Source organism: Pseudomonas brassicacearum, from assembly GCF_003732265.1.
GTDB classification, from domain to species: domain Bacteria; phylum Pseudomonadota; class Gammaproteobacteria; order Pseudomonadales; family Pseudomonadaceae; genus Aquipseudomonas; species Aquipseudomonas brassicacearum_D.
Window position 1 is genome coordinate 731,402 of sequence record NZ_MOBK01000006.1, and the last position, 19,472, is coordinate 750,873.

A 19,472-nucleotide genomic window follows, 5' to 3' on the forward strand; every position below is an offset into this window, starting at 1 on the left:
CGCCAGGAAATGCGCTTTCCTGCAGGGCTGCAGGCTGCGCAAGCGTTTAAAATGGGCTTAAGCGCTTAGATGTTAACGAGAAACCGATAAGTCACATAAAGTTCGATTGAATTTGCAAATGAGGTTGATAGCGGGCATAGTCTCGACTTCTTTACAACTATCAGCCACGGTCGTGCCCATGCTAAAGCGCTTCGCACCCCTCGTGCCTCTCGCACTCGTCACCCTGTTGTTCGGTTGCGCTGCTCACTCTCCAGTGTCCCAGCAAGAGCAACAACAGCAGGTTAAAAATTCAGTTACCGCGCAATCCTCTTCCGTTCTTTTCCAGGAAGAGCTGGCCACCGATAAAGAACTGGCTGACTTCGCCGACGGCAAGTCGTACCAGCTTCCGGTTCTGGCCGACAGTATCCTCGAACGTGGCATGTCCCTGATCGGTACCCGTTACCGTTTCGGCGGTACCTCTGAAGCCGGTTTCGATTGCAGCGGCTTCATCGGTTATCTGTTCCGCGAAGAAGCGGGCATGAACCTGCCACGCTCCACTCGCGAAATGATCAACGTCGACGCACCTTTGGTCGCTCGCAGCGCGCTGAAGCCGGGCGACCTGCTGTTCTTCGCCACCAACGGTCGTCGCGGTCGCGTCAGTCACGCCGGGATCTACCTGGGTGACAACCAGTTCATCCACTCCAGCAGCCGCAAAAGCGGTGGTGTCCGGGTCGATAGCCTGGGCGACAGCTACTGGAGCAAGACCTTCATCGAAGCCAAGCGCGCCCTCGCGATGGCCCCGACCGTGGTCACCGCTCGCAAGTAAACGTACAACTTGTAAGGTGAACTTAAAGTCTTACTTGAAGTTTGCCGCATAGCCGCTAGAATCCTGATCTAATATTGATGGCAAACCGCCTGCGTCCAACGCAGGCGGTTTTCTTTTCTGTCTTCCCGGCAGAAAAAGCCGCAGCCAGATCAGGATGTTCTGCTTATGACGATGTCGGCCCGCCTCGCACTCATGTTCTTCGCAGCGCTGCTCAGCGCCTGCGCCAGCCGCACACCGCCTCCTGCGCCGGTGGTTCGCGCGCCCATCGTCTTTGGTTCTTCCCAGGCATTCTCCCCCGAGGCAGAAGAAGTGTTGTTCCGTGCGTTGGGGCTCGTGGGCACACCTTACCGCTGGGGCGGCAATACGCCCGACTCGGGGTTCGATTGCAGTGGGCTGATCGGCTACGTCTACCGGGATGCCGCCGGCATTTCCCTGCCGCGCACCACGCGCGAAATGATCAGCATGCAAGCGGCCAATGTGGGCAAGGAAGGTTTGCAAACCGGTGACCTGATTTTCTTCGCCACCAATGGCGGCTCTCAAGTCAGCCATGCCGGGATTTACGTCGGCGAAGGGCGCTTCGTTCATGCACCCGCAACGGGCGGCACAGTGAAGCTCGACAGCCTGTCCAAGGCTTATTGGCAGAAGGCGTACCTGAGCGCCAAGCGCGTTCTGCAGCCTGAGCACCTGGCGCGTAATCCCTAATCACACTCCTACAGGGGGTTACGGTTATTTGGTTGCGGACACGCGCCAGACTTTATTGCCGACATCATCCGCCACCAGCAAACCGCCCTGCTGATCAATCACCACGCCCACCGGCCGGCCCATGGCGTCTTCGTCTTTATTGAGGAATCCAGTCAGCACATCCACCGGTTGCCCGGTCGGTTTGCCCCCTGCGAACGGCACGAAAATCACTTTGTAGCCACTGTGCGGTTTGCGGTTCCACGAGCCGTGCTGGCCGATGAAGGCGCCTTCCTTGAATTGCGCGGGCAAGGTGTTGCCTTCGGCGAACGTCAGGCCCAACGAAGCGGTGTGCGGGCCGACCGCGTAGTCCGGCGCAATGGCCTTGGCCACCAGGTCGGGGTTTTGCGGTTCGACGCGAATGTCGACGTGCTGGCCGTAGTAGCTGAATGGCCAGCCGTAGAACGCGCCGTCCTTGACCGACGTGATGTAGTCCGGCACCAGGTCGCTGCCGATCTCGTCCCGTTCGTTGACTGCGGTCCACAGCGCGCCGCTGCGAGGCTCCCAGGCCAAGCCGTTGGGATTGCGAATCCCTGAGGCGAATATCCGGTGATTGCCGGTGGCACGGTCCACTTCCCAGATCGCCGCGCGACCTTCTTCCTTGTCCAGGCCGTTTTCGCCGACGTTGCTGTTTGAACCCACCGTGACGTACAGCTTGCTGCCGTCCTTGCTGGCGATGACGTTTTTGGTCCAGTGATGATTCAGCGTGCCTCCCGGCAGATCGACCACCTTGATCGGCGGCGACTTGATCGCGGTGTCACCGTTTTCATAGTGAAAACGCAGCAAGCGGTCAGTGTCGGCCACGTACAGGTCATTGCCGACCAGCGTCATGCCAAACGGCGAATTCAGATTTTCCAGGAACACCGTACGGGTTTCGGCGATGCCGTCGTGGTCCTTGTCCCGCAGCAGTGTGATGCGATTCGGGCTGGGCACGGTAGCGCCGGCGCGGCCCATGGTTTTCTTCATGACCCAGCCACGAATACCTTTGCCGTCATCGGGTTTGGGTGGCGCGTTGGTTTCGGCCACCAGCACATCACCGTTGGGCAGCACGTAGAGCCAGCGCGGGTGATCGAGGCCTTCAGCGAAGGCCGCCACTTGAGTGCCGGCGGCAGCGGTGGGTTTCGCGCCGGCCGGCCAGCCGATCGCCGGGGCGATGTTCACCGTCGGGATCAGGGTTTTATTCGGTTCGGGCAACTTGGGTGATGGGCCGGTGCCGTCGGAGACTTGCAGGCTGGAGGTTTCACCACAGGCGGCAAGCCCTCCGGCGAGCACGATGACGAGAACGAGCGGGGGCTTGCGCATACTGATCTTCCCTATGAATGCAGTGTCTTAATTCATAGAGAAGCTAAACAGAGCGATGGTTCAATGCTCAGCCGCGAGCTTCCTTGAGCAGCACCGCTATACCGGGGTGATAGTTGCCGGCTTCATTGCGCAACTTGCGGTAGGCGTAAGGGAAATACCAGGCCACGGCGCAGCAGTGTTCCTTTTGCAGATCGTCGACCATGTCCTGAAGTTCTTCGGGGGTTGCGCTCTGTTGGGCTTTTTGCGGAGCCACGAACAGGCAGCCGAGTTTCAGGTCGCTGGCGTAGCTGATGCGTTTGGCATCGCTGGTGATGTCTTGGAGCGCCTGGGTCAGGTTCAGGCTGTTGACCTTGGGCCAGCGTTGAGTGGCCTGAAAATAGGCGCGCTCTTCGGCGGTCGCGATAAACAGATCAGCGCGGGCATTGCGCTCGCCTTCTTCGTTCTGTTTGCGCGTCGTGGTGTTTTGGAGCGTGACCATTTCCGCCATCCACGCAGCGGCGTTGAGCAGGCCAAGGTTAGCCTTTTCGTCATGCCAGTAAGGCGCTTCGTTATCGCCGCGAACTGCGTTGTAGCGGTCGATACAGTCAAACCAGCGTTCCAGCACCGGTCGCAGGAATTCCAGCTTCGGATTGCTGATAATCATGCCTTGCATGTTGCTCACCCTTGTAATTGTGTTGTTGGGTTTGTGGCTCTTTGATATCACTGCTGACGGTGTGGTGCAAGATTGGCGTCAGTAAATGGATCGGCGGCAGTATATCGCTCGCCGTGGCTTTGTCTTCATTTGACGCTCCCCCCCCAACCCTCTAACCTTCGCGGCTTGTTTCAGGTGCTCTGTGGCGGTGGCCGACAGAGTGAAACAGGGAAGCCGGTGAGTGACTATCGTCAAGCGACGAAGCGTTACGATCCCGGCGCTGCCCCCGCAACGGTAAATGAGTGAAGACTGCGCCTTGAGCCACTGTGTCGAAGCCGACATGGGAAGGCGCGCAGTCAGGCCAACGCCGCTCATGAGCCCGGAGACCGGCCTGATTCATCCAGCGGCATCACGGTGGGCGATGCCAGGCTTTTTGCCGTCTATTCTTGTGCCTGCCCGCCGTTATCCAGCCTCAACGGAGAGCTCCCCCATGACCGATACCCCCGATCGTGACGAACGCCATTTGGCGCGCATGCAGCGCAAAAAAGCCGTGATCGACGAACGCATTGCCAATTCCCCGAACGAGTGCGGTCTGCTGCTGGTGCTGACCGGCAACGGCAAAGGCAAAAGCAGTTCGGCGTTCGGCATGCTGGCCCGCTCCATGGGCCACGGCATGCAGTGCGGTGTGGTGCAATTCATCAAGGGCCGCAACAGCACCGGCGAAGAACTGTTTTTCCGTCGCTTCCCGGAGCAGGTGCGCTTCCATGTCATGGGCGAGGGCTTCACCTGGGAAACCCAGGACCGCCAGCGTGACATTGCCGCCGCCGAAGCCGCCTGGGCGGTGTCCCGCGAATTGCTCAGCGATCCGTCGATCGGCCTGGTGGTGCTGGATGAACTGAACATCGCCCTCAAGCACGGCTACCTCGACCTCGATCAGGTACTCAGTGATTTGCAGGCTCGTCCGCCGATGCAACATGTGGTGGTGACCGGTCGCGGCGCCAAGCCGGAAATGATCGAACTCGCCGACACCGTCACCGAAATGGGCGTGATCAAGCACGCGTTCCAGGCCGGGATCAAAGCGCAAAAAGGCGTCGAGCTGTGAATACTACTTTATGAAAAACAGTCGTCACTGCCCGGCAGTACTGATTGCCGCGCCGGCCTCCGGTCAGGGCAAGACCACCGTCACCGCCGCGCTGGCCCGTTTGCATCGCAATCAGGGGCGCAAGGTGCGCGTGTTCAAATGCGGCCCGGACTTTCTCGACCCGATGATTCTCGAGCGCGCCAGCGGTGCGCCGGTGTATCAACTGGACATGTGGATGGTCGGCGAGCAGGAAAGTCGTCGACTGTTGTGGGAGGCCGCCGCTGAAGCCGACTTGATCCTTATCGAAGGCGTCATGGGTTTGTTCGACGGCACGCCGTCCAGCGCTGATCTGGCACGGCACTTTGGTGTGCCGGTGCTCGCGGTGATCGATGGCACCGCCATGGCGCAGACCTTTGGTGCGTTGGCGTTGGGCCTGGCGAAGTATCAGCCGGACTTGCCGTTTGCCGGCGTCTTGGCCAATCGCGTCGGCACCTTGCGTCATGCGCAATTGCTCGAAGGCAGCCTCACCGAAGGTTTGCGCTGGTACGGTGGGTTGTCGCGGGAAACCGGGATCGAATTGCCGAGCCGTCATCTGGGACTGGTTCAGGCAAGCGAGCTGAATGACCTCGATCTGCGTCTTGATGCGGCGGCCGATGCGTTGGCCAGCAGTTGTGAGGTTGCGCTGCCGCCAGCGGTCGAATTTGCCGCACCGGATGTAATCGCTGCCGAACCGTTGCTCGCGGGAGTGCGAATTGCCGTGGCCCGTGATGAAGCGTTCGCGTTCACCTATGGCGCAAGCCTGGATTTGCTGCGAGCGATGGGTGCCGAGTTGCGGTTTTTTTCGCCGATCCGTGACCGCCAATTACCAGAGGCAGACAGCCTGTATCTGCCGGGTGGTTATCCGGAATTGCACCATGTTGCACTGTCGCAGAACACCACGATGCTCGACGCGATCCGCGCGCATCATGCGGCCGGTAAACCGCTGTTGGCCGAGTGTGGCGGCATGTTGTATTTGCTCGACTCGCTGACGGATGTCGACGGCACTCGCGCCGAACTGGTGGGCTTGCTGAAGGGCGATGCGGTGATGCAAAAACGTCTGGCGGCGTTGGCGTTGCAAGCGGTCGAATTGCCGGAAGGTTCATTGCGTGGTCACACCTATCACCATTCGTTGACCAGTACCGAGCTTGAGCCGATTGCGCGTGGCCTGAGCCCGAATGGTGGGCGGGGAGCGGAGGCGGTTTATCGTGAGGGGCGGATGACGGCTTCTTATGTGCATTTTTATTTTCCGTCCAATCCCACCGCTGTAGCCGCATTGTTTGCGCCTGACCTTGAGGCCGCCTTCGCGAGCAAGCCCGCTCCCACATTTGACCGCGCTCCTTCAGGTAAACCACTTTCTAATGTGGGAGCGGGCTTGCTCGCGAAGAGGCCATGACTGACAACGCATTCAGTCAGGCCGAACGCGCAGCGGTCTACCGCGCCATCGGCGAACGCCGCGACATGCGGCACTTCAGCGGTGGCACGGTTGAGCCCGAGCTGTTGCGACGCCTGCTCGAAGCCGCGCACCAGGCGCCCAGCGTCGGCCTGATGCAGCCCTGGCGATTCATCCGCATCAGCGACCATGCCCTGCGCGGCAAGATCCAGTCGTTGGTGGAAGAGGAGCGCATGCGCACCGCCGAAGCGCTCGGCGAGCGCACCGACGAATTCATGAAGCTCAAGGTCGAAGGCATCAACGACTGCGCCGAGGTGCTGGTCGCCGCGCTGATGGATGATCGCGAGCGTCACATCTTCGGCCGTCGCACCCTGCCGGAAATGGACATGGCCTCGTTGTCCTGCGCGATCCAGAATCTGTGGCTCGCCTCCCGCGCCGAAGGCCTGGGCATGGGCTGGGTGTCACTGTTCGAGCCGCAAGCGCTGGCGGACCTGCTGGGTTTGCCGGCCGGGGCCAAGCCGCTGGCGGTTCTTTGTCTGGGGCCGGTCAAGGAATTCTATCCGGCGCCGATGCTGGTACTCGAAGGCTGGGCGCAAGCGCGTCCGCTCAGTGAGTTGCTGTACGAAAATTATTGGGGAGTGAGTCAATGAGTGTGGCGTTATTGAGTGTCGCCGCAGTGGCGCTGGACGCGCTGCTGGGTGAACCCAAACGCTGGCATCCGCTGGTGGCGTTCGGTCGTTTTGCCGAGCGCATCGAGCAACGTTTTAATGGGGAAGGGCGCGGCTGGCGCAGTCATGGTGTCACCGCGTGGGTGATGGCAGTCGTGCCGCTGACCTTGCTCGCCACGGCATTGTCCTGGGCGCCTTATGTCGGTTGGGTCGTCGAGATCCTCGCGCTGTATTGCGCCCTTGGCATGCGCAGCCTCGGTGAGCACGTCGAGCCGGTGGCCAAGGCGCTGCGCAGTGATGATCTGGACGAGGCGCGCAAGCGTGTCGGTTATCTGGTCAGCCGCCAGACCAGTGAACTGGACAAGACCGAAGTCGCCCGTGCGGCCACCGAATCGGTGCTGGAGAACGGCAGCGATGCCGTATTCGCCGCGCTGTTCTGGTTCGCCGTGGCCGGCGCGCCCGGCGTGGTGCTCTACCGATTGAGCAACACCCTGGATGCGATGTGGGGTTATCGCAATGAGCGCTTCGAACGTTTCGGCTGGGCGGCAGCGAAGATCGATGACGCCCTCAATTACATTCCTGCACGCCTGGTGGCGTTGACCTACGCGCTGCTGGGCAAAACCCGACTGGCGTTGAAATGCTGGCGCACGCAAGGCCCGACCTGGGACAGCCCGAATGCTGGCCCGGTGATGGCAGCGGGCGCCGGTGCATTGGGCGTCGAGTTGGGCGGGGCGGCGATTTATCACGGTGAACTGCATCAGCGTCCGCAACTGGGCGAAGGGGTGCCGGCGGATGCCGACTCCATTGATCGTGGCTGGCAATTGGTGCAGCGCGGGGTATGGTTATGGTTGCTGATTCTCTGCGTGGGGGCTGAATTCTATGCTTGAGCACGGTGGCCGGTTGCGCAAGGCGGCGCTCGAATACGGCATCGCGGAAGCTGATTGGCTCGACCTGTCCAGCGGCCTGGCGCCCTGGCCATTTCCGGTCCCGGACATCCCGCTGCGCGCCTGGGCACGCTTGCCGGAAACCGATGACGGCCTGGAGCAGGCGGCCTGCGACTATTACAGCGCGGCGCAAGTGCTGCCGGTGGCCGGTTCGCAAATGGCCATCCAGTTGCTGCCGCGATTGCGCCGTGCCGGCAAGGTCGGCGTGCTGTCGCCGTGTTATGCCGAGCACGCCGAAGCCTGGCGGCGCTGCGGCTACATCGTGCGTGAAGTGCTGGAGCAGGAAGTCGACTTCTTTATCGACAGCCTCGACGTGCTGGTGGTGGTCAATCCGAACAACCCGACCGGCCTGAGCCTGACCCCGAGTCGCCTGCTCGACTGGCACACGCGCCTGGCCTCGCGCGGTGGCTGGCTGGTGGTCGACGAAGCGTTCATGGACAACACGCCACAGTTGAGTGTGGCGCCGTTTACCCATCTGGTCGGCTTGATCGTGTTGCGTTCGTTCGGCAAGTTTTTTGGTCTGGCCGGTGTTCGGCTGGGCTTCGTGCTGGCGGAACGCAAGCTGCTCAAACTGCTCGCCGAGCAAGTGGGGCCGTGGGCGGTCAGTGGGCCGACCCGAGTGATTGGCCGGGCCTGCCTGCTGGACACTGAAGGTCACGCCCGTCAACGCCAGCGCAGTGAGCAAGCCAGCGAACGTCTGGCGCGCCTGCTGGAACAGTTCGGGTTCAAGCCGCAGGGCGGATGCGCCTTGTTCCAGTGGCTGATCACCGATCAAGCCGAGCAACTGCATGAGTCCATGGCCCGCCAGGGCATTTTGCTGCGCTTGTTCCCACACAACAGCAGCCTGCGTTTTGGCCTGCCCGCTGACGAAGCGGACTGGACTCGCCTGGCGCAAGCCTTTGAAGCCTACGCCAAGGAAGCCCAATGACCACGTTAATGGTGCAGGGCACCACGTCCGATGCCGGTAAAAGCACGCTGGTGACGGCGCTGTGTCGCTGGGTGGTGCGCCAGGGCGTAAGCGTCGTGCCGTTCAAGCCGCAGAACATGGCGCTCAACAGCGCGGTGACGGCGGACGGTGGTGAGATTGGTCGTGCGCAAGCCGTGCAGGCCCAGGCCGCCAACCTTGAGCCGCACACCGACATGAACCCGGTGCTGCTCAAACCCAACAGCGACACCGGCGCCCAAGTGATCATTCACGGGCGCGCGGTCACGACCATGAACGCCGTGGCCTATCACGACTACAAAGCCATCGCCATGCAAGCGGTGCTGGCCTCCCACGAACGCTTGAGCGCGGCGTATCCGGTGGTGATGGTCGAAGGCGCGGGCTCGCCGGCCGAGATCAATCTGCGGGCCGGCGATATCGCCAACATGGGCTTTGCCGAAGCGGTGGACTGCCCGGTGGTGTTGATTGCCGACATCAATCGCGGCGGTGTTTTCGCGCATCTGGTCGGCACGCTGGAACTGCTGTCGCCGACCGAACAGGCGCGGGTCAAAGGCTTCATCATCAATCGTTTCCGTGGCGACATCGCCTTGCTGCAACCCGGTCTCGACTGGCTGGAAAAACGCACCGGCAAACCGGTGATCGGTGTCCTGCCGTATGTGATGGACCTGCATCTGGAGGCTGAGGATGGCATCGATCAGCGCCAGACCGACAAGGCCGACCAGGTACTGAACGTCGTGGTGCCGGTGCTGCCGCGCATCAGCAACCACACTGATTTCGATCCACTGCGTTTGCATCCGCAAGTCGATCTGCAATTCATCGGCCCCGGCCAGTCGATCCCGCCGGCCGACCTGATCATCTTGCCCGGCTCGAAAAGCGTGCGCAGCGACCTCGCGTTTTTGCGGGCCAATGGCTGGGATTCGGCGATCAGTCGTCATCTGCGCTACGGCGGCAAAGTCCTCGGGATTTGCGGCGGTTTGCAAATGCTCGGCGAGCACGTACACGACCCGATGGGCCTGGAAGGTGCACCGGGTTCAAGCGCGGGTCTGGGGTTGCTGGCGTTTGAAACGCAGCTCGAAGAAGAGAAGCAATTGCGCAATGTGCGCGGTCGTCTGGCGCTGGAAGATGCGGCCGTCAGCGGCTACGAAATTCATGCCGGCGTGACCACCGGGCCGGCGCTGGAAAACGCCGCCGTACAGCTGGACGATGGTCGCTGCGATGGTGCGCAAAGTGTGGATGGGCAGATTTTCGGTACCTATCTGCATGGTCTGTTTGAATCGCCGACGGCGTGCAGTGCGTTGCTGCGCTGGGCGGGGTTGCAGAATGTGCAGGAGGTCGATTACCACGCGTTGCGCGAGCGCGATATCGAACGGTTGGCGGATCTGGTGGAGAAGCATCTGGATACCGCACTACTGCGTGAACTCTGCGGGATTTAGGTTGCTTTTGCTGGCCTCTTCGCGAGCAAGCCCGCTCCCACATTAGATCTGCAGTGAACATGGATTTTGTGTTCAACACCGATCAAATGTGGGAGCGGGCTTGCTCGCGAAGGCGGCAGGCGCCTCACCGATGATTTTAAGGAATAAACCATGCTCCAACTCATCCTCGGCGGCGCCCGCTCCGGCAAAAGTCGACTGGCCGAAAAACTCGCCACCGACAGCCAATTGGCCGTGACCTACATCGCCACCAGCCAACCGCTGGACGGTGAAATGAACGACCGCGTCGCCCATCACCGTGCCCGTCGTCCCGCCGAATGGGCCTTGATCGAAGAACCGGTTGAACTCGCCCGCGTCCTGCGCGAAACCGCCAGCGCCAACCGTTGCCTGCTGGTGGATTGCCTGACGCTGTGGATGACCAATCTGCTGATGCTCGACGACGCCGAACGCCTCAACACTGAACGCGAAGCCTTGCTGGACTGCCTGGCCGCGTTGCCGGGTGAAATCATTTTTGTCAGCAACGAGACCGGAATGGGTGTCGTGCCGCTGGGCGAATTGACTCGCCGCTATGTCGATGAAGCCGGTTGGCTGCATCAAGCCTTGGCCGAGCGCTGCCAACGTGTCGTCCTGACCGTCGCCGGCCTGCCCCTGACTCTGAAAGGAACTGCGTTATGACTCAATCCTGGTGGCTGAACCCGTGCAAACCGGTCGATGCGCAAGCCGTCGAACAGGCGCAGGCGCGTCAACAGCAACTGACCAAACCGGCCGGCTCCCTCGGTCGACTGGAGTCGGTGGCGGTGCAATTGGCCGGGTTGCAGGGGCAGGTCAAGCCGAGCCTGGATCAACTGTGGATCGCGATTTTTGCCGGTGACCATGGTGTCGTGGCGGAAGGCGTGTCGGCGTTTCCTCAGGAAGTCACCGGGCAGATGCTGCACAACTTTGTCACCGGCGGCGCGGCGATCAGCGTGCTGGCGCGGCAGCTGGGTGCTTCCCTGGAAGTGGTGGATCTGGGCACGGTGACGCCGACCTTGAATCTGCCCGGTGTGCGCCACGTGAACGTTGGCCCCGGTACGGCGAATTTCGTCAAAGGCCCCGCCATGACGGCGGCCCAGGGCGAACTCGCCTTGCAGGCCGGTCGCGACAGTGTGCAGCGTGCCATCGCAGCCGGGGCGCAGTTGTTTATCGGCGGCGAAATGGGCATCGGTAACACCACCGCCGCCAGTGCATTGGCCTGTGCCTTGCTCGATTGCCCGGTGGTGCATCTGGCCGGGCCGGGCACCGGTCTGGATGCGGCAGGTGTCAGCCACAAGGCGCAGGTCATCGAACGCGCGTTGGCGCTGCACGGTGCTCAGCGCGGGGACGCGTTGCAGACTTTGTTCAATCTGGGCGGTTTTGAAATTGCCGCGCTGGTGGGTGCCTATCTGGCGTGTGCGCAGGAAGGGGTGGCGGTGCTGGTGGACGGGTTCATTTGCAGCGTCGCTGCACTGGTGGCGGTGCGCTTGAATCCTGAGTGCCGCGCGTGGCTGCTGTTCGGCCATCGCGGTGCCGAGCCGGGTCATCGTCATGTGCTGGAAACCCTGAGCGCGGAACCGTTGCTGGATCTTGGTTTGCGTTTGGGCGAGGGCAGCGGTGCCGCGTTGGCCGTGCCGTTGTTGCGTCTGGCCTGCGACCTTCACGGGCAGATGGCGACCTTCGCCGAAGCGGCGGTTGCGGACCGTCCGGCATGACGTTGCACCTGGACCTGTTGCGCCATGGCGAGACCGAGCTCGGTGGCGGATTGCGTGGCAGTCTCGATGACGCACTGACTGCAAAAGGCTGGGCGCAGATGCGCGCGGCGGTGGTAGAGCAGGGGCCGTGGGATCGATTGGTCAGCTCGCCGTTACAGCGTTGTGCGCGGTTTGCTGAAGAACTCGGTGTGCAACTGGGGTTGCCGGTGCAGTTGGACAAGGATCTTCAAGAACTGCACTTCGGTGCCTGGGAAGGGCAGAGCGCAGCGGCGTTGATGGACACCGATGCCGAGGCGCTGGGGCTGTTCTGGGCTGATCCCTATTCGTTTACGCCGCCGGACGGCGAGCGGGTGGCGGACTTTTCCGTTCGGGTATTGGCGGCCATCGAACGGCTGTCAGCAGCCTGCGCTGGTGAGCGGGTTTTGTTGATCAGCCATGGAGGTGTCATGCGTTTATTGCTGGCTCAAGCGCGGGGGTTGCCGCGTGAGCAGTTGCTCAATGTCGAAGTGGCTCATGGCGCATTGTTTTCGTTGCGCGTCGACCCCGGCGTCATTCTCAAGGAAGCAATCTGACCATGCTGCCCTTCTGGATCGCCCTGCAATTTCTGAGCAGCCTGCCGATTCGTCTGCCCGGCATGCCGACGCCTCAGGAATTGGGCCGGTCGCTGCTGTTTTATCCGCTGGTGGGGCTGCTGTTTGGCGCGATTATGTGGGCGCTGAATTGGTTTTTGCTGGGGACGCCGTTGTTATTGCATGCGGCATTGTTGCTGACGGTTTGGGTTCTGCTCAGCGGCGGGTTGCACCTGGACGGTCTGGCCGATAGCGCCGACGCGTGGCTGGGTGGTTTTGGTGATCGGGAACGCACGCTGACGATCATGAAGGACCCGCGCAGTGGGCCGATTGCCGTGGTGACGCTGGTGTTGGTGTTGTTGTTGAAGTTCGCGGCGGTGTTGGCGTTGATCGAACAGCAGCACAGTCTTTACCTGATCATCGTCCCGCTGATTGGCCGCAGCGCGATGCTAGGGTTATTCCTGACTACGCCGTATGTGCGCGCGGGCGGGTTGGGGCAGGCGCTGGCGGATCATCTGCCGCGTTTGGCGGGTCAGCAGGTGTTGGCGATCAGTGCGGTGGCGTGTGTGCTGATTGCGGGGCTCAGCGGCGTTTGGGCGCTGGTGCTGGCAGCAGTGGTTTTTGCGTGGCTGCGGCAGGTGATGGTGCGTCGATTGGGCGGGACGACGGGGGACACGGCGGGGGCGATGCTGGAGTTGCTGGAGATGGTGGTGCTGGTAGGATTGGCGTTGGTCTGATGGTTTTTGTGCAGGATGTGCTGGCCTCTTCGCGCGCAAGCCCGCTCCCACATTTAACCGAGTTCCTCCAGAGAGAATGCGGTCGAATGTGGGAGCGGGCTTGCTCGCGAAGGCGCTCTGCCAGACACTCCAAATTGTTGATTAAAACCACCTGTAACTTGATTTAACACAACCGCGGGTATATACACGCACCATGCTCGACTCCCAATGTTTATGCATCAACCTGCGTCGCGCCGCCCGTGGCGTCAGCAGGCATTACGACGGCGCTCTCGACGGCTTCGGGATCAACGTTGCCCAGTATTCTTTGCTGTGTAATTTGCAGCGCCTGGATCAGCCAAGTATTTCTACCCTCGCCGAAGCCATGGGCCTGGACCGCAGCACCCTCGGGCGCAATTTGCGTGTGCTTGAGGGTGAGGGGCTGGTGAAGCTGGTGGAGGGCGAGGACATGCGCAATCGCATTGTCCGCCTGACCGAGGCCGGTGCTGAGCGCCTGGCAGCGGCCTTGCCGGCCTGGGAAGCGGCACAACAACGGTTGATTGACCGACTGGGCGTCGAAAAACGCGAAACCTTGCTGCGACTGCTGGACGAACTGGCCTGAAGCCGGTTTTTCCGATCTTAAGCGGGTATATACCCGCTACCGGAGAACAAGAAATGACATCGATGTGGCGTACGTGCGGTTGGGTGCTGGTGGGCAGTGCGCTGATCCTTGCGTTGTCGTTGGGCGTGCGCCACGGCTTCGGGCTGTTTCTGGCGCCGATGAGCGCCGAGTTCGGCTGGGGGCGTGAAACCTTTGCGTTTGCCATCGCCTTGCAGAACCTGATCTGGGGCCTGGCGCAACCCTTCACTGGCGCGTTGGCCGACCGCTTCGGGGCGGCGAAAGTGGTGCTGGTCGGTGGCGTATTTTATGCGCTGGGCCTGGTGTTCATGGGGATGTCCGATTCCGCTGTGACCCTGTCCCTGAGCGCCGGCCTGTTGATCGGCATCGGTCTGTCCGGCACTTCGTTCTCGGTGATCCTCGGCGTGGTCGGCCGTGCGGTGCCGCCAGAGAAGCGCAGCATGGGCATGGGCATCGCCAGTGCGGCCGGCTCGTTCGGCCAGTTCGCGATGTTGCCCGGCACGTTGGGCTTGATCGGCTGGCTCGGCTGGTCCGCCGCGTTGCTGGTGCTGGGCCTGTTGGTGGCGTTGATCGTGCCGCTGGTGAGCATGCTCAAGGACAAACCGCTGCCGACGCTCGGCCATGAACAAACCCTCTCCGAAGCGCTGCGCGAAGCCTGCTCCCATTCGGGATTCTGGCTGTTGGCGTTCGGCTTTTTCGTCTGCGGTTTCCAGGTGGTATTCATCGGCGTGCATCTGCCGGCGTATCTGGTGGATCAACACCTTCCAGCCACGGTTGGCACCACGGTGCTGGCGCTGATCGGGTTGTTCAATATCTTCGGTACCTACACCGCCGGATGGCTCGGCGGGCGCATGTCCAAACCGCGTTTGCTCACCGGGCTGTACCTGTTGCGGGCGGTGGTGATCACGCTGTTTCTGTGGGCACCGGTCACGACGACCACGGCGTACCTGTTCGGCATGGCCATGGGGTTCTTGTGGCTCTCTACCGTACCGCTGACCAACGGCACCGTGGCGACCTTGTTCGGTGTGCGTAACCTGTCCATGCTCGGCGGCATTGTGTTCCTGTTTCACCAGCTCGGTTCGTTTCTAGGCGGCTGGTTGGGCGGGGTGGTGTACGACCGGACCGGGAGCTATGACTTGATCTGGCAAGTGGCAATTCTCTTGAGTCTGTTGGCCGCCGCCCTGAACTGGCCAGTGCGTGAGCGGCCGGTGGCGCGCCTGCGAACACAGATGAGTGCGACATGAACAGTCTTTGGCCGCGAATCGCTGTAGCGGCACTCTGCGCCTTGCTACTGGCATTGTCATGGTGGGGCTGGCACCAGGGCGGGCTGGCGCTGATGCAGTTGGGCATGGGTACTTGCTAGCGAGCGGCGAGGGCGAGTAACTTCGTTTTTGACGACTTATCAAGGATGCACCGACATGCTGATGCGCTGGATTGCAGTCCCCGCGTTGCTGATGGCATTGACCGGGCTGGCTCAGGCCGAGTGCCCTGAACTGCTGCAAGGTTCATTGCAAAAACTGCGGGCCAAGGAATCGATCGACCTGTGCCAACGGTTCGAGGGTAAACCGCTGGTGGTGGTCAATACCGCGAGCCACTGCGGTTTCGCCCCGCAGTTCAAAAGCCTTGAGGCGCTCAATCAGCGCTTCAAGGGAGAGGGGCTGGAGGTGATTGGCGTTCCTTCCAACGATTTCAAGCAAGAGTCCAAGGACACCGCCGAGACCGCCAAGGTTTGTTACGTGAATTACGGCGTGACCTTCACCATGACCGAACCTCAGGCAGTGCGAGGCGACGACGCGACACACCTGTTCAAGGTCCTGGCCGCGCAGAGCAGCGCGCCGAAGTGGAATTTCTACAAATACGTGGTCGATCGCAAAGGCCAGGTGATCGCCAGTTTCTCCAGCCTGACCAAACCTGATGATCCGGAGTTCATTGCTGCGGTGCAGCAAGCCCTGGCTTCCCAACCCTGATCAGCGCCCATTAAAAAGCCCCGCCTCTGTACCAGAGAGCGGGGCTTTTTTGATTCAGCACGCGAGCGGTTCAGCCTCGCCTTGAATCATCAGAAGCGGTAGGTCGCGCCGACACCGAAACCGTTCGCCCAGTTTTCATACTTGGCGTTGTAGGTCTGGCCACGGTCGTTGCTGTTGTTGACCTTGACCGACTCTTCGCGCAGGTACGAGTACGCTACGTCGATGGTCAGGTCGTCGGTCGGGCTCCAGCCAGCGCCCAGGCTGAAAATCTTGCGATCGCCAGTCGGGATGCGTGGGGAACGGTCGGTGTTGTTGGTCGGTGCCTGGTCAACGGACAGACCGGTACGCAGGACCCATTCCTTGTTCAACTGGTAGGACGCGCCGATGGCGTGAGCCCAGGTGTCGTGCCAGTTCTGTTCTTCGGTGATGGTACCGAACTGACCGTTCAGCACGGCTGGAACACCTTTGCTTTCGACGGTGATTTCTTTCAGGCGGCTCCAGCGAGTCCAGGTGCTGCCTGCGTAAAGAGTCCACTTGTCGTCGAGCTGGTGAGTGACCGAGAAGTCCACCGATTCAGGCGTGGTCAGGTCCAGCGAAGCGTCGTATTTCTGGCTTGGGTTCTGGCCGATGAGGCCCAGCACGTTGTAGTTGACCTTGGTGTCACCGTCGAGCTTGTACTTCACTTTCGAGTGGTAGGTCAGGCCGACGCGAGTGCTGTCGGTGGCTTGAACCAGTACGCCGATGTTGTAGCCCAGTGCGGTGTCGTCACCCTTGATCTTGACCTTGCCATCTGGCGCGGCCTGGGTGATCGAAAGGTTCGATTCCAGGGTGCCGTCGATGCGGTTGATGGTCGGGCCGAAACCGATGGACACCTTGTCGTTGAAGGCGTAGCTGACAGTCGGTTGCAGGGTGACGATCTTGACTTCGCTCTTGCTGCCGAAGTAACGACCGGCAAAGCCGTTTTCGTAGTCAGTTACCAGACCGAACGGTGCGTACACACCGATACCGAATGCCCAGTGGTCATCGATTGGCTTGACGTAGTAGCCCATCGGCACGCCCATGAAAGGGACCATGTCACCTTTGTTGGTACCGCCATTTGGACTGGAGCTGGCGTTGCTGATGTCAGTGTGTGCGTCGATGAATGCAACACCGCCGGTCACTTGTTCGCGCTTGATGCGGGACATGCCGGCAGGGTTGCCAACAATGGTGGATGCGTCGTCGGCAGAAGAAGATCGCCCGGCAAAACCTGTCCCCATCCCGCTGATGCTTTGTTCGTTAAGGGCAAAGCCACTTGCAAAGAGCTGGGTGGATGCCAGGGTAACGGCGAGGCTAAGGGTGGTTTTGAGCATTACTTTTTTCATTATTAGAACTCCTGGTGATCACCGGGGCGAAAATTACCAACATTTTCGTCCCAGCGCTATAGGCTGTATGGCTTGAGTTAGAGCGGTTTTGTAGGACAATCAGACCAGATTCGCAGCCGGATGCACGATCTTGTGAAACCGGTGGGTCAGCAGGCGACCTGATTCAGCGGTGAAACACAGGTTTGCCAGGCGCAAGTGAAGTCGCGCAGGCGTCCTTGAGGCTGAAAGGTCTGACGCCAGATTCGGGCCATGCCCAACAAATCATCGGCGGCGGGGAGGGGAGTGTTCTGTTCTTCGACCAGCAGCCAGGCAATGGCGGTGGCGTAACGCAGGTTGACGGTCAATTCCAGGTGCGGCCCGCTGAGGAAGGCATGTTGGCTGGCGAGGCCGCGGACGAGACTTGCGCGTTCCGGGTCGAGGGCCAGGTAGTGATCCCAAAGTGCCTGGTGGCGGGGTTCGGCGATTCGGTACAGGCCGTGTCCACGGCGGTCATGCAGGGCGGAACCAAGGGCTGACTGACTGGCGGCGATGCCCAGCAGCAAGGATTCGGCAGTTGCGCTATGGCGTCCGAGGTAGATCAAGGTCGGACGAATCACATAACGGCACAGTTCGCTGGCAGCGATACCCATAAAGCCCTCGAAACATGAAGTGGGCGGCGATACCTGAAGGGGGCCTTGGCAGCGGTGGATCGAATCAGGCTCGCCGGAAGCGGATCAAACCGCTTGAGTTGAAGTGTAGTGTCATATTCGCGCTGTAAAGGACTGTTTTTAAAATATTTCCAGCTTCGAGTTATAACCGTTATATCGGTTAGTGCTTAGCGAGTTGCAGCGAAAAGGGAAATATCGGGCAATAAAAAGCCCCGCTTTTTGAGCGGGGCTTTTGCTTTTTCAGTGTTTCTGGCGTCTCAGGCAATCAATGCCTGGCGGGTACGCTCGATCACGGCCTGCAGCGGCTCTGCGCTGGAGTATTGATCGGGGTACAGGCGTTCGCTGTGACGAGCGATGCCGTGTTCGTTGACCAGAGTGAAACTGAAGCAGCCTTTGCGAGCAGCCATGATCAGGCAGTTCATTGGAGCGAAAGCGTTGGTTAGGGTGCGAATGGCATCCTGAGTGTGGATTTGAGTAGACATAGTGTTGGTGTTCCTACAAGCGACACGGATAAGAGCCGTGCAAAATTAAAACGTTCCAGTGACGACGACCACCATTGGTCGAACGAAGAACCCGACTGGAACAAAGCAGCCAGTTTGAAGCGCTGATAATTGGCGCGCTTGGGCTGGCAGGTAGGTACTTAGGAGGGCAGGCAACACATCAAGGGCAAAGGTTCTGGGCCCGGGGTGAAGATCCTGATCAATTTGCAGGCTGGTTCGGTCAGAGTAAGTGAGCTTCGCAACACCCTTCGCTTTGTTCGAAGGCTGTGTTGGCGCAAGGTTTACCTGGAAACCATCGAGGTGGTCGATCCTGTTTTGTCGGTAGAGGCTTCTCTTGAGGGAAGGCTGACCGCGAGGATTTGTTCGACCAGAATTGACTTTCAGCTTGGTACTAACGCCGCGGATACTAACGGATTGAATTTGAGAATGGAAGTGTGTTAGCAAAAAAGAACGAGGAGTCTGGCCAGAGCGGCCTGCAATCGCTCACATTCCGACCGGTGGTGGCTGTCACTCATCGGCTCGCAATCTGCCTGGATCAAGGGTTTTGCCGATTTATCCCCAGAGGCCATGCAAAAACGCGCCGAAAAAGTGCATCCATATAACCGTCGCCAAGGTACTTGTGCACATAAGTTGCGCAGACTGTAACCCTACTGTCATCCAGGCCTCACCCGCAGTGGGTGCCTGTATTGAAAATTTAAGTCAATGAAAAACATCGCTTTTTTTTACTGGTGAAAAAATCGTCAGTTTGACTGCGAGCCCCATTCCACAGGGCTTTGCGCGAGTTCAAGAGCGGTTGTCCACTGAGTTATCCACAGCTTCTGTGGATTGTCCCGAGCGCTTGCTCTAGCACGGGCGTGCCGGGTTTTTTTAGGCTTTACCTGTAAGAAAAAAAGAGTAGAGTTGCGCGCCTTCCGATCTGTCCCACAGTGCTTTATGAAGTTTCGCTCAGTATCAATCTCTGCTACCTCCACACCTCAACGTGTTACCCCACCCAAGCGTTTTTCGATGCGCGTAGCCGAATGGCTGCTGGACAGTCCGCGTCTTGGGGATAACCCCAACATCAAGCACTTTGCCGGGCGCTTGCTCAAACAGCCTGCCCGTGAAGGCGTGGTGGCTGCGCAAAGTCGCCTCGGACAACTGATGTGCCGTGAATGCGGGAATGCCCGTGATCGCCGCATTGGCCAGGACCTGCTGCGTCAGGCCGCCCGGGCAGGGGACGCGCGCGCGCAGCAGGAACTGGGCCTGATCGAAGACTGAGCTGTCCAAGTCAGGTGGCCTTGGTTAACCTTCAAGCTTTATCTCATCGGCAGGAATCTCTATGGCTATGGACTTGACCAGCCTATTACTCGGTCTGGCGGGCGCGGGCCTGCCATTGCT

General features: G+C 60.4%; 22 protein-coding genes and 1 riboswitch. Of the genes, 17 read left to right on the top strand and 5 right to left on the bottom strand.

Going from position 1 to position 19,472, the window contains the following annotated elements; genetic code table 11:
* The first annotated feature begins 178 nt into the window (after window positions 1-178).
* Both BK660_RS16220 and BK660_RS16225 read left to right on the top strand, forming a co-directional pair.
* Window positions 179-805, top strand: a complete 627-nt coding sequence (locus BK660_RS16220) for a C40 family peptidase (RefSeq protein ID WP_027922435.1) — start codon at window positions 179-181, stop codon at window positions 803-805.
* Window positions 806-970: 165 nt separating this feature from the next.
* Window positions 971-1,507, top strand: a complete 537-nt coding sequence (locus BK660_RS16225) for a C40 family peptidase (protein WP_027922436.1) — start codon at window positions 971-973, stop codon at window positions 1,505-1,507.
* A gap of 24 nt (window positions 1,508-1,531) precedes the next feature.
* Here BK660_RS16225 and BK660_RS16230 read toward each other — a convergent pair whose 3' ends face one another.
* Both BK660_RS16230 and BK660_RS16235 read right to left on the bottom strand, forming a co-directional pair.
* Entirely contained in the window at window positions 1,532-2,845 is a 1,314-nt protein-coding gene (locus tag BK660_RS16230) for a PQQ-dependent sugar dehydrogenase (protein WP_123434108.1), read from the bottom strand.
* A gap of 67 nt (window positions 2,846-2,912) precedes the next feature.
* Window positions 2,913-3,497: a hypothetical protein gene (locus tag BK660_RS16235; RefSeq protein ID WP_123434109.1), complete on the bottom strand. Its 585-nt coding sequence runs from the start codon at window positions 3,495-3,497 to the stop codon at window positions 2,913-2,915.
* 155 nt (window positions 3,498-3,652) lie between these two features.
* A riboswitch (cobalamin riboswitch) is annotated at window positions 3,653-3,885 on the top strand.
* 81 nt (window positions 3,886-3,966) lie between these two features.
* On the opposite strand from BK660_RS16235, the gene cobO reads away from it, so the two are divergent.
* The 14 genes from cobO to BK660_RS16300 all read left to right on the top strand — a co-directional run bounded on the left by cobO (window position 3,967) and on the right by BK660_RS16300 (window position 15,587).
* Window positions 3,967-4,578: a cob(I)yrinic acid a,c-diamide adenosyltransferase gene (cobO, locus tag BK660_RS16240; RefSeq protein ID WP_027922439.1), complete on the top strand. Its 612-nt coding sequence runs from the start codon at window positions 3,967-3,969 to the stop codon at window positions 4,576-4,578.
* A gap of 10 nt (window positions 4,579-4,588) precedes the next feature.
* A complete protein-coding gene (locus BK660_RS16245) occupies window positions 4,589-5,989 on the top strand; it encodes a cobyrinic acid a,c-diamide synthase CobB (RefSeq protein WP_123434110.1) in 1,401 nt (466 codons plus the stop codon).
* Entirely contained in the window at window positions 5,986-6,636 is a 651-nt protein-coding gene (gene bluB, locus BK660_RS16250) for a 5,6-dimethylbenzimidazole synthase (RefSeq protein WP_123434111.1), read from the top strand. The genes BK660_RS16245 and bluB overlap by 4 nt, the downstream gene beginning before the upstream one ends.
* Window positions 6,633-7,541: an adenosylcobinamide-phosphate synthase CbiB gene (gene cbiB, locus BK660_RS16255; RefSeq protein WP_123434112.1), complete on the top strand. Its 909-nt coding sequence runs from the start codon at window positions 6,633-6,635 to the stop codon at window positions 7,539-7,541. The genes bluB and cbiB overlap by 4 nt, the downstream gene beginning before the upstream one ends.
* The gene (cobD, locus tag BK660_RS16260; protein WP_123434113.1) at window positions 7,534-8,526 is read left to right on the top strand and encodes a threonine-phosphate decarboxylase CobD; all 993 of its coding nucleotides are present in this window, start codon (window positions 7,534-7,536) and stop codon (window positions 8,524-8,526) included. The genes cbiB and cobD overlap by 8 nt, the downstream gene beginning before the upstream one ends.
* Window positions 8,523-9,974, top strand: a complete 1,452-nt coding sequence (locus BK660_RS16265) for a cobyric acid synthase (RefSeq protein WP_123434114.1) — start codon at window positions 8,523-8,525, stop codon at window positions 9,972-9,974. Before cobD ends, BK660_RS16265 begins: the two co-directional genes overlap by 4 nt.
* Before the next feature lie 150 nt (window positions 9,975-10,124).
* A complete protein-coding gene (cobU, locus tag BK660_RS16270; RefSeq protein WP_123434115.1) occupies window positions 10,125-10,646 on the top strand; it encodes a bifunctional adenosylcobinamide kinase/adenosylcobinamide-phosphate guanylyltransferase in 522 nt (173 codons plus the stop codon).
* Window positions 10,643-11,698 carry a nicotinate-nucleotide--dimethylbenzimidazole phosphoribosyltransferase gene (cobT, locus tag BK660_RS16275; RefSeq protein WP_123434116.1) on the top strand — a complete coding sequence of 352 codons (1,056 nt, stop codon included), beginning with the start codon at window positions 10,643-10,645 and terminating at the stop codon, window positions 11,696-11,698. The genes cobU and cobT overlap by 4 nt, the downstream gene beginning before the upstream one ends.
* Window positions 11,695-12,270, top strand: a complete 576-nt coding sequence (gene cobC, locus BK660_RS16280; RefSeq protein ID WP_123434117.1) for an alpha-ribazole phosphatase family protein — start codon at window positions 11,695-11,697, stop codon at window positions 12,268-12,270. Before cobT ends, cobC begins: the two co-directional genes overlap by 4 nt.
* A gap of 2 nt (window positions 12,271-12,272) precedes the next feature.
* Window positions 12,273-13,004 carry an adenosylcobinamide-GDP ribazoletransferase gene (locus BK660_RS16285; RefSeq protein ID WP_123434118.1) on the top strand — a complete coding sequence of 244 codons (732 nt, stop codon included), beginning with the start codon at window positions 12,273-12,275 and terminating at the stop codon, window positions 13,002-13,004.
* Between the two features lie 193 nt (window positions 13,005-13,197).
* A complete protein-coding gene (locus BK660_RS16290; protein ID WP_123434119.1) occupies window positions 13,198-13,602 on the top strand; it encodes a MarR family winged helix-turn-helix transcriptional regulator in 405 nt (134 codons plus the stop codon).
* Between the two features lie 53 nt (window positions 13,603-13,655).
* Window positions 13,656-14,864 (top strand): MFS transporter, encoded by a 1,209-nt coding sequence (locus tag BK660_RS16295; RefSeq protein ID WP_123434120.1) that lies wholly within the window; start codon window positions 13,656-13,658, stop codon window positions 14,862-14,864.
* A complete protein-coding gene (locus tag BK660_RS33040; RefSeq protein ID WP_259698506.1) occupies window positions 14,861-14,983 on the top strand; it encodes a hypothetical protein in 123 nt (40 codons plus the stop codon). Before BK660_RS16295 ends, BK660_RS33040 begins: the two co-directional genes overlap by 4 nt.
* A 55-nt stretch (window positions 14,984-15,038) precedes the next feature.
* Window positions 15,039-15,587: a glutathione peroxidase gene (locus BK660_RS16300; RefSeq protein ID WP_123434121.1), complete on the top strand. Its 549-nt coding sequence runs from the start codon at window positions 15,039-15,041 to the stop codon at window positions 15,585-15,587.
* 89 nt (window positions 15,588-15,676) lie between these two features.
* Here the strand turns inward: BK660_RS16300 and BK660_RS16305 are convergent, their stop codons facing one another.
* The 3 genes from BK660_RS16305 to BK660_RS16315 form a co-directional block, all read right to left on the bottom strand.
* On the bottom strand, window positions 15,677-16,948 hold the full coding sequence (locus BK660_RS16305; RefSeq protein WP_123434122.1) for an OmpP1/FadL family transporter: 1,272 nt from the start codon (window positions 16,946-16,948) through the stop codon (window positions 15,677-15,679).
* 146 nt (window positions 16,949-17,094) lie between these two features.
* A complete protein-coding gene (locus tag BK660_RS16310) occupies window positions 17,095-17,577 on the bottom strand; it encodes a hypothetical protein (RefSeq protein WP_046032924.1) in 483 nt (160 codons plus the stop codon).
* Between the two features lie 275 nt (window positions 17,578-17,852).
* The gene (locus BK660_RS16315) at window positions 17,853-18,077 is read right to left on the bottom strand and encodes a hypothetical protein (RefSeq protein ID WP_019407963.1); all 225 of its coding nucleotides are present in this window, start codon (window positions 18,075-18,077) and stop codon (window positions 17,853-17,855) included.
* 951 nt (window positions 18,078-19,028) lie between these two features.
* Between BK660_RS16315 and BK660_RS16325 the strand changes: the two genes are divergently transcribed.
* Complete coding sequence (locus BK660_RS16325; protein ID WP_123434123.1) at window positions 19,029-19,352, top strand: SEL1-like repeat protein; 324 nt, start codon at window positions 19,029-19,031, stop codon at window positions 19,350-19,352.
* Window positions 19,353-19,472 lie beyond the last annotated feature (120 nt).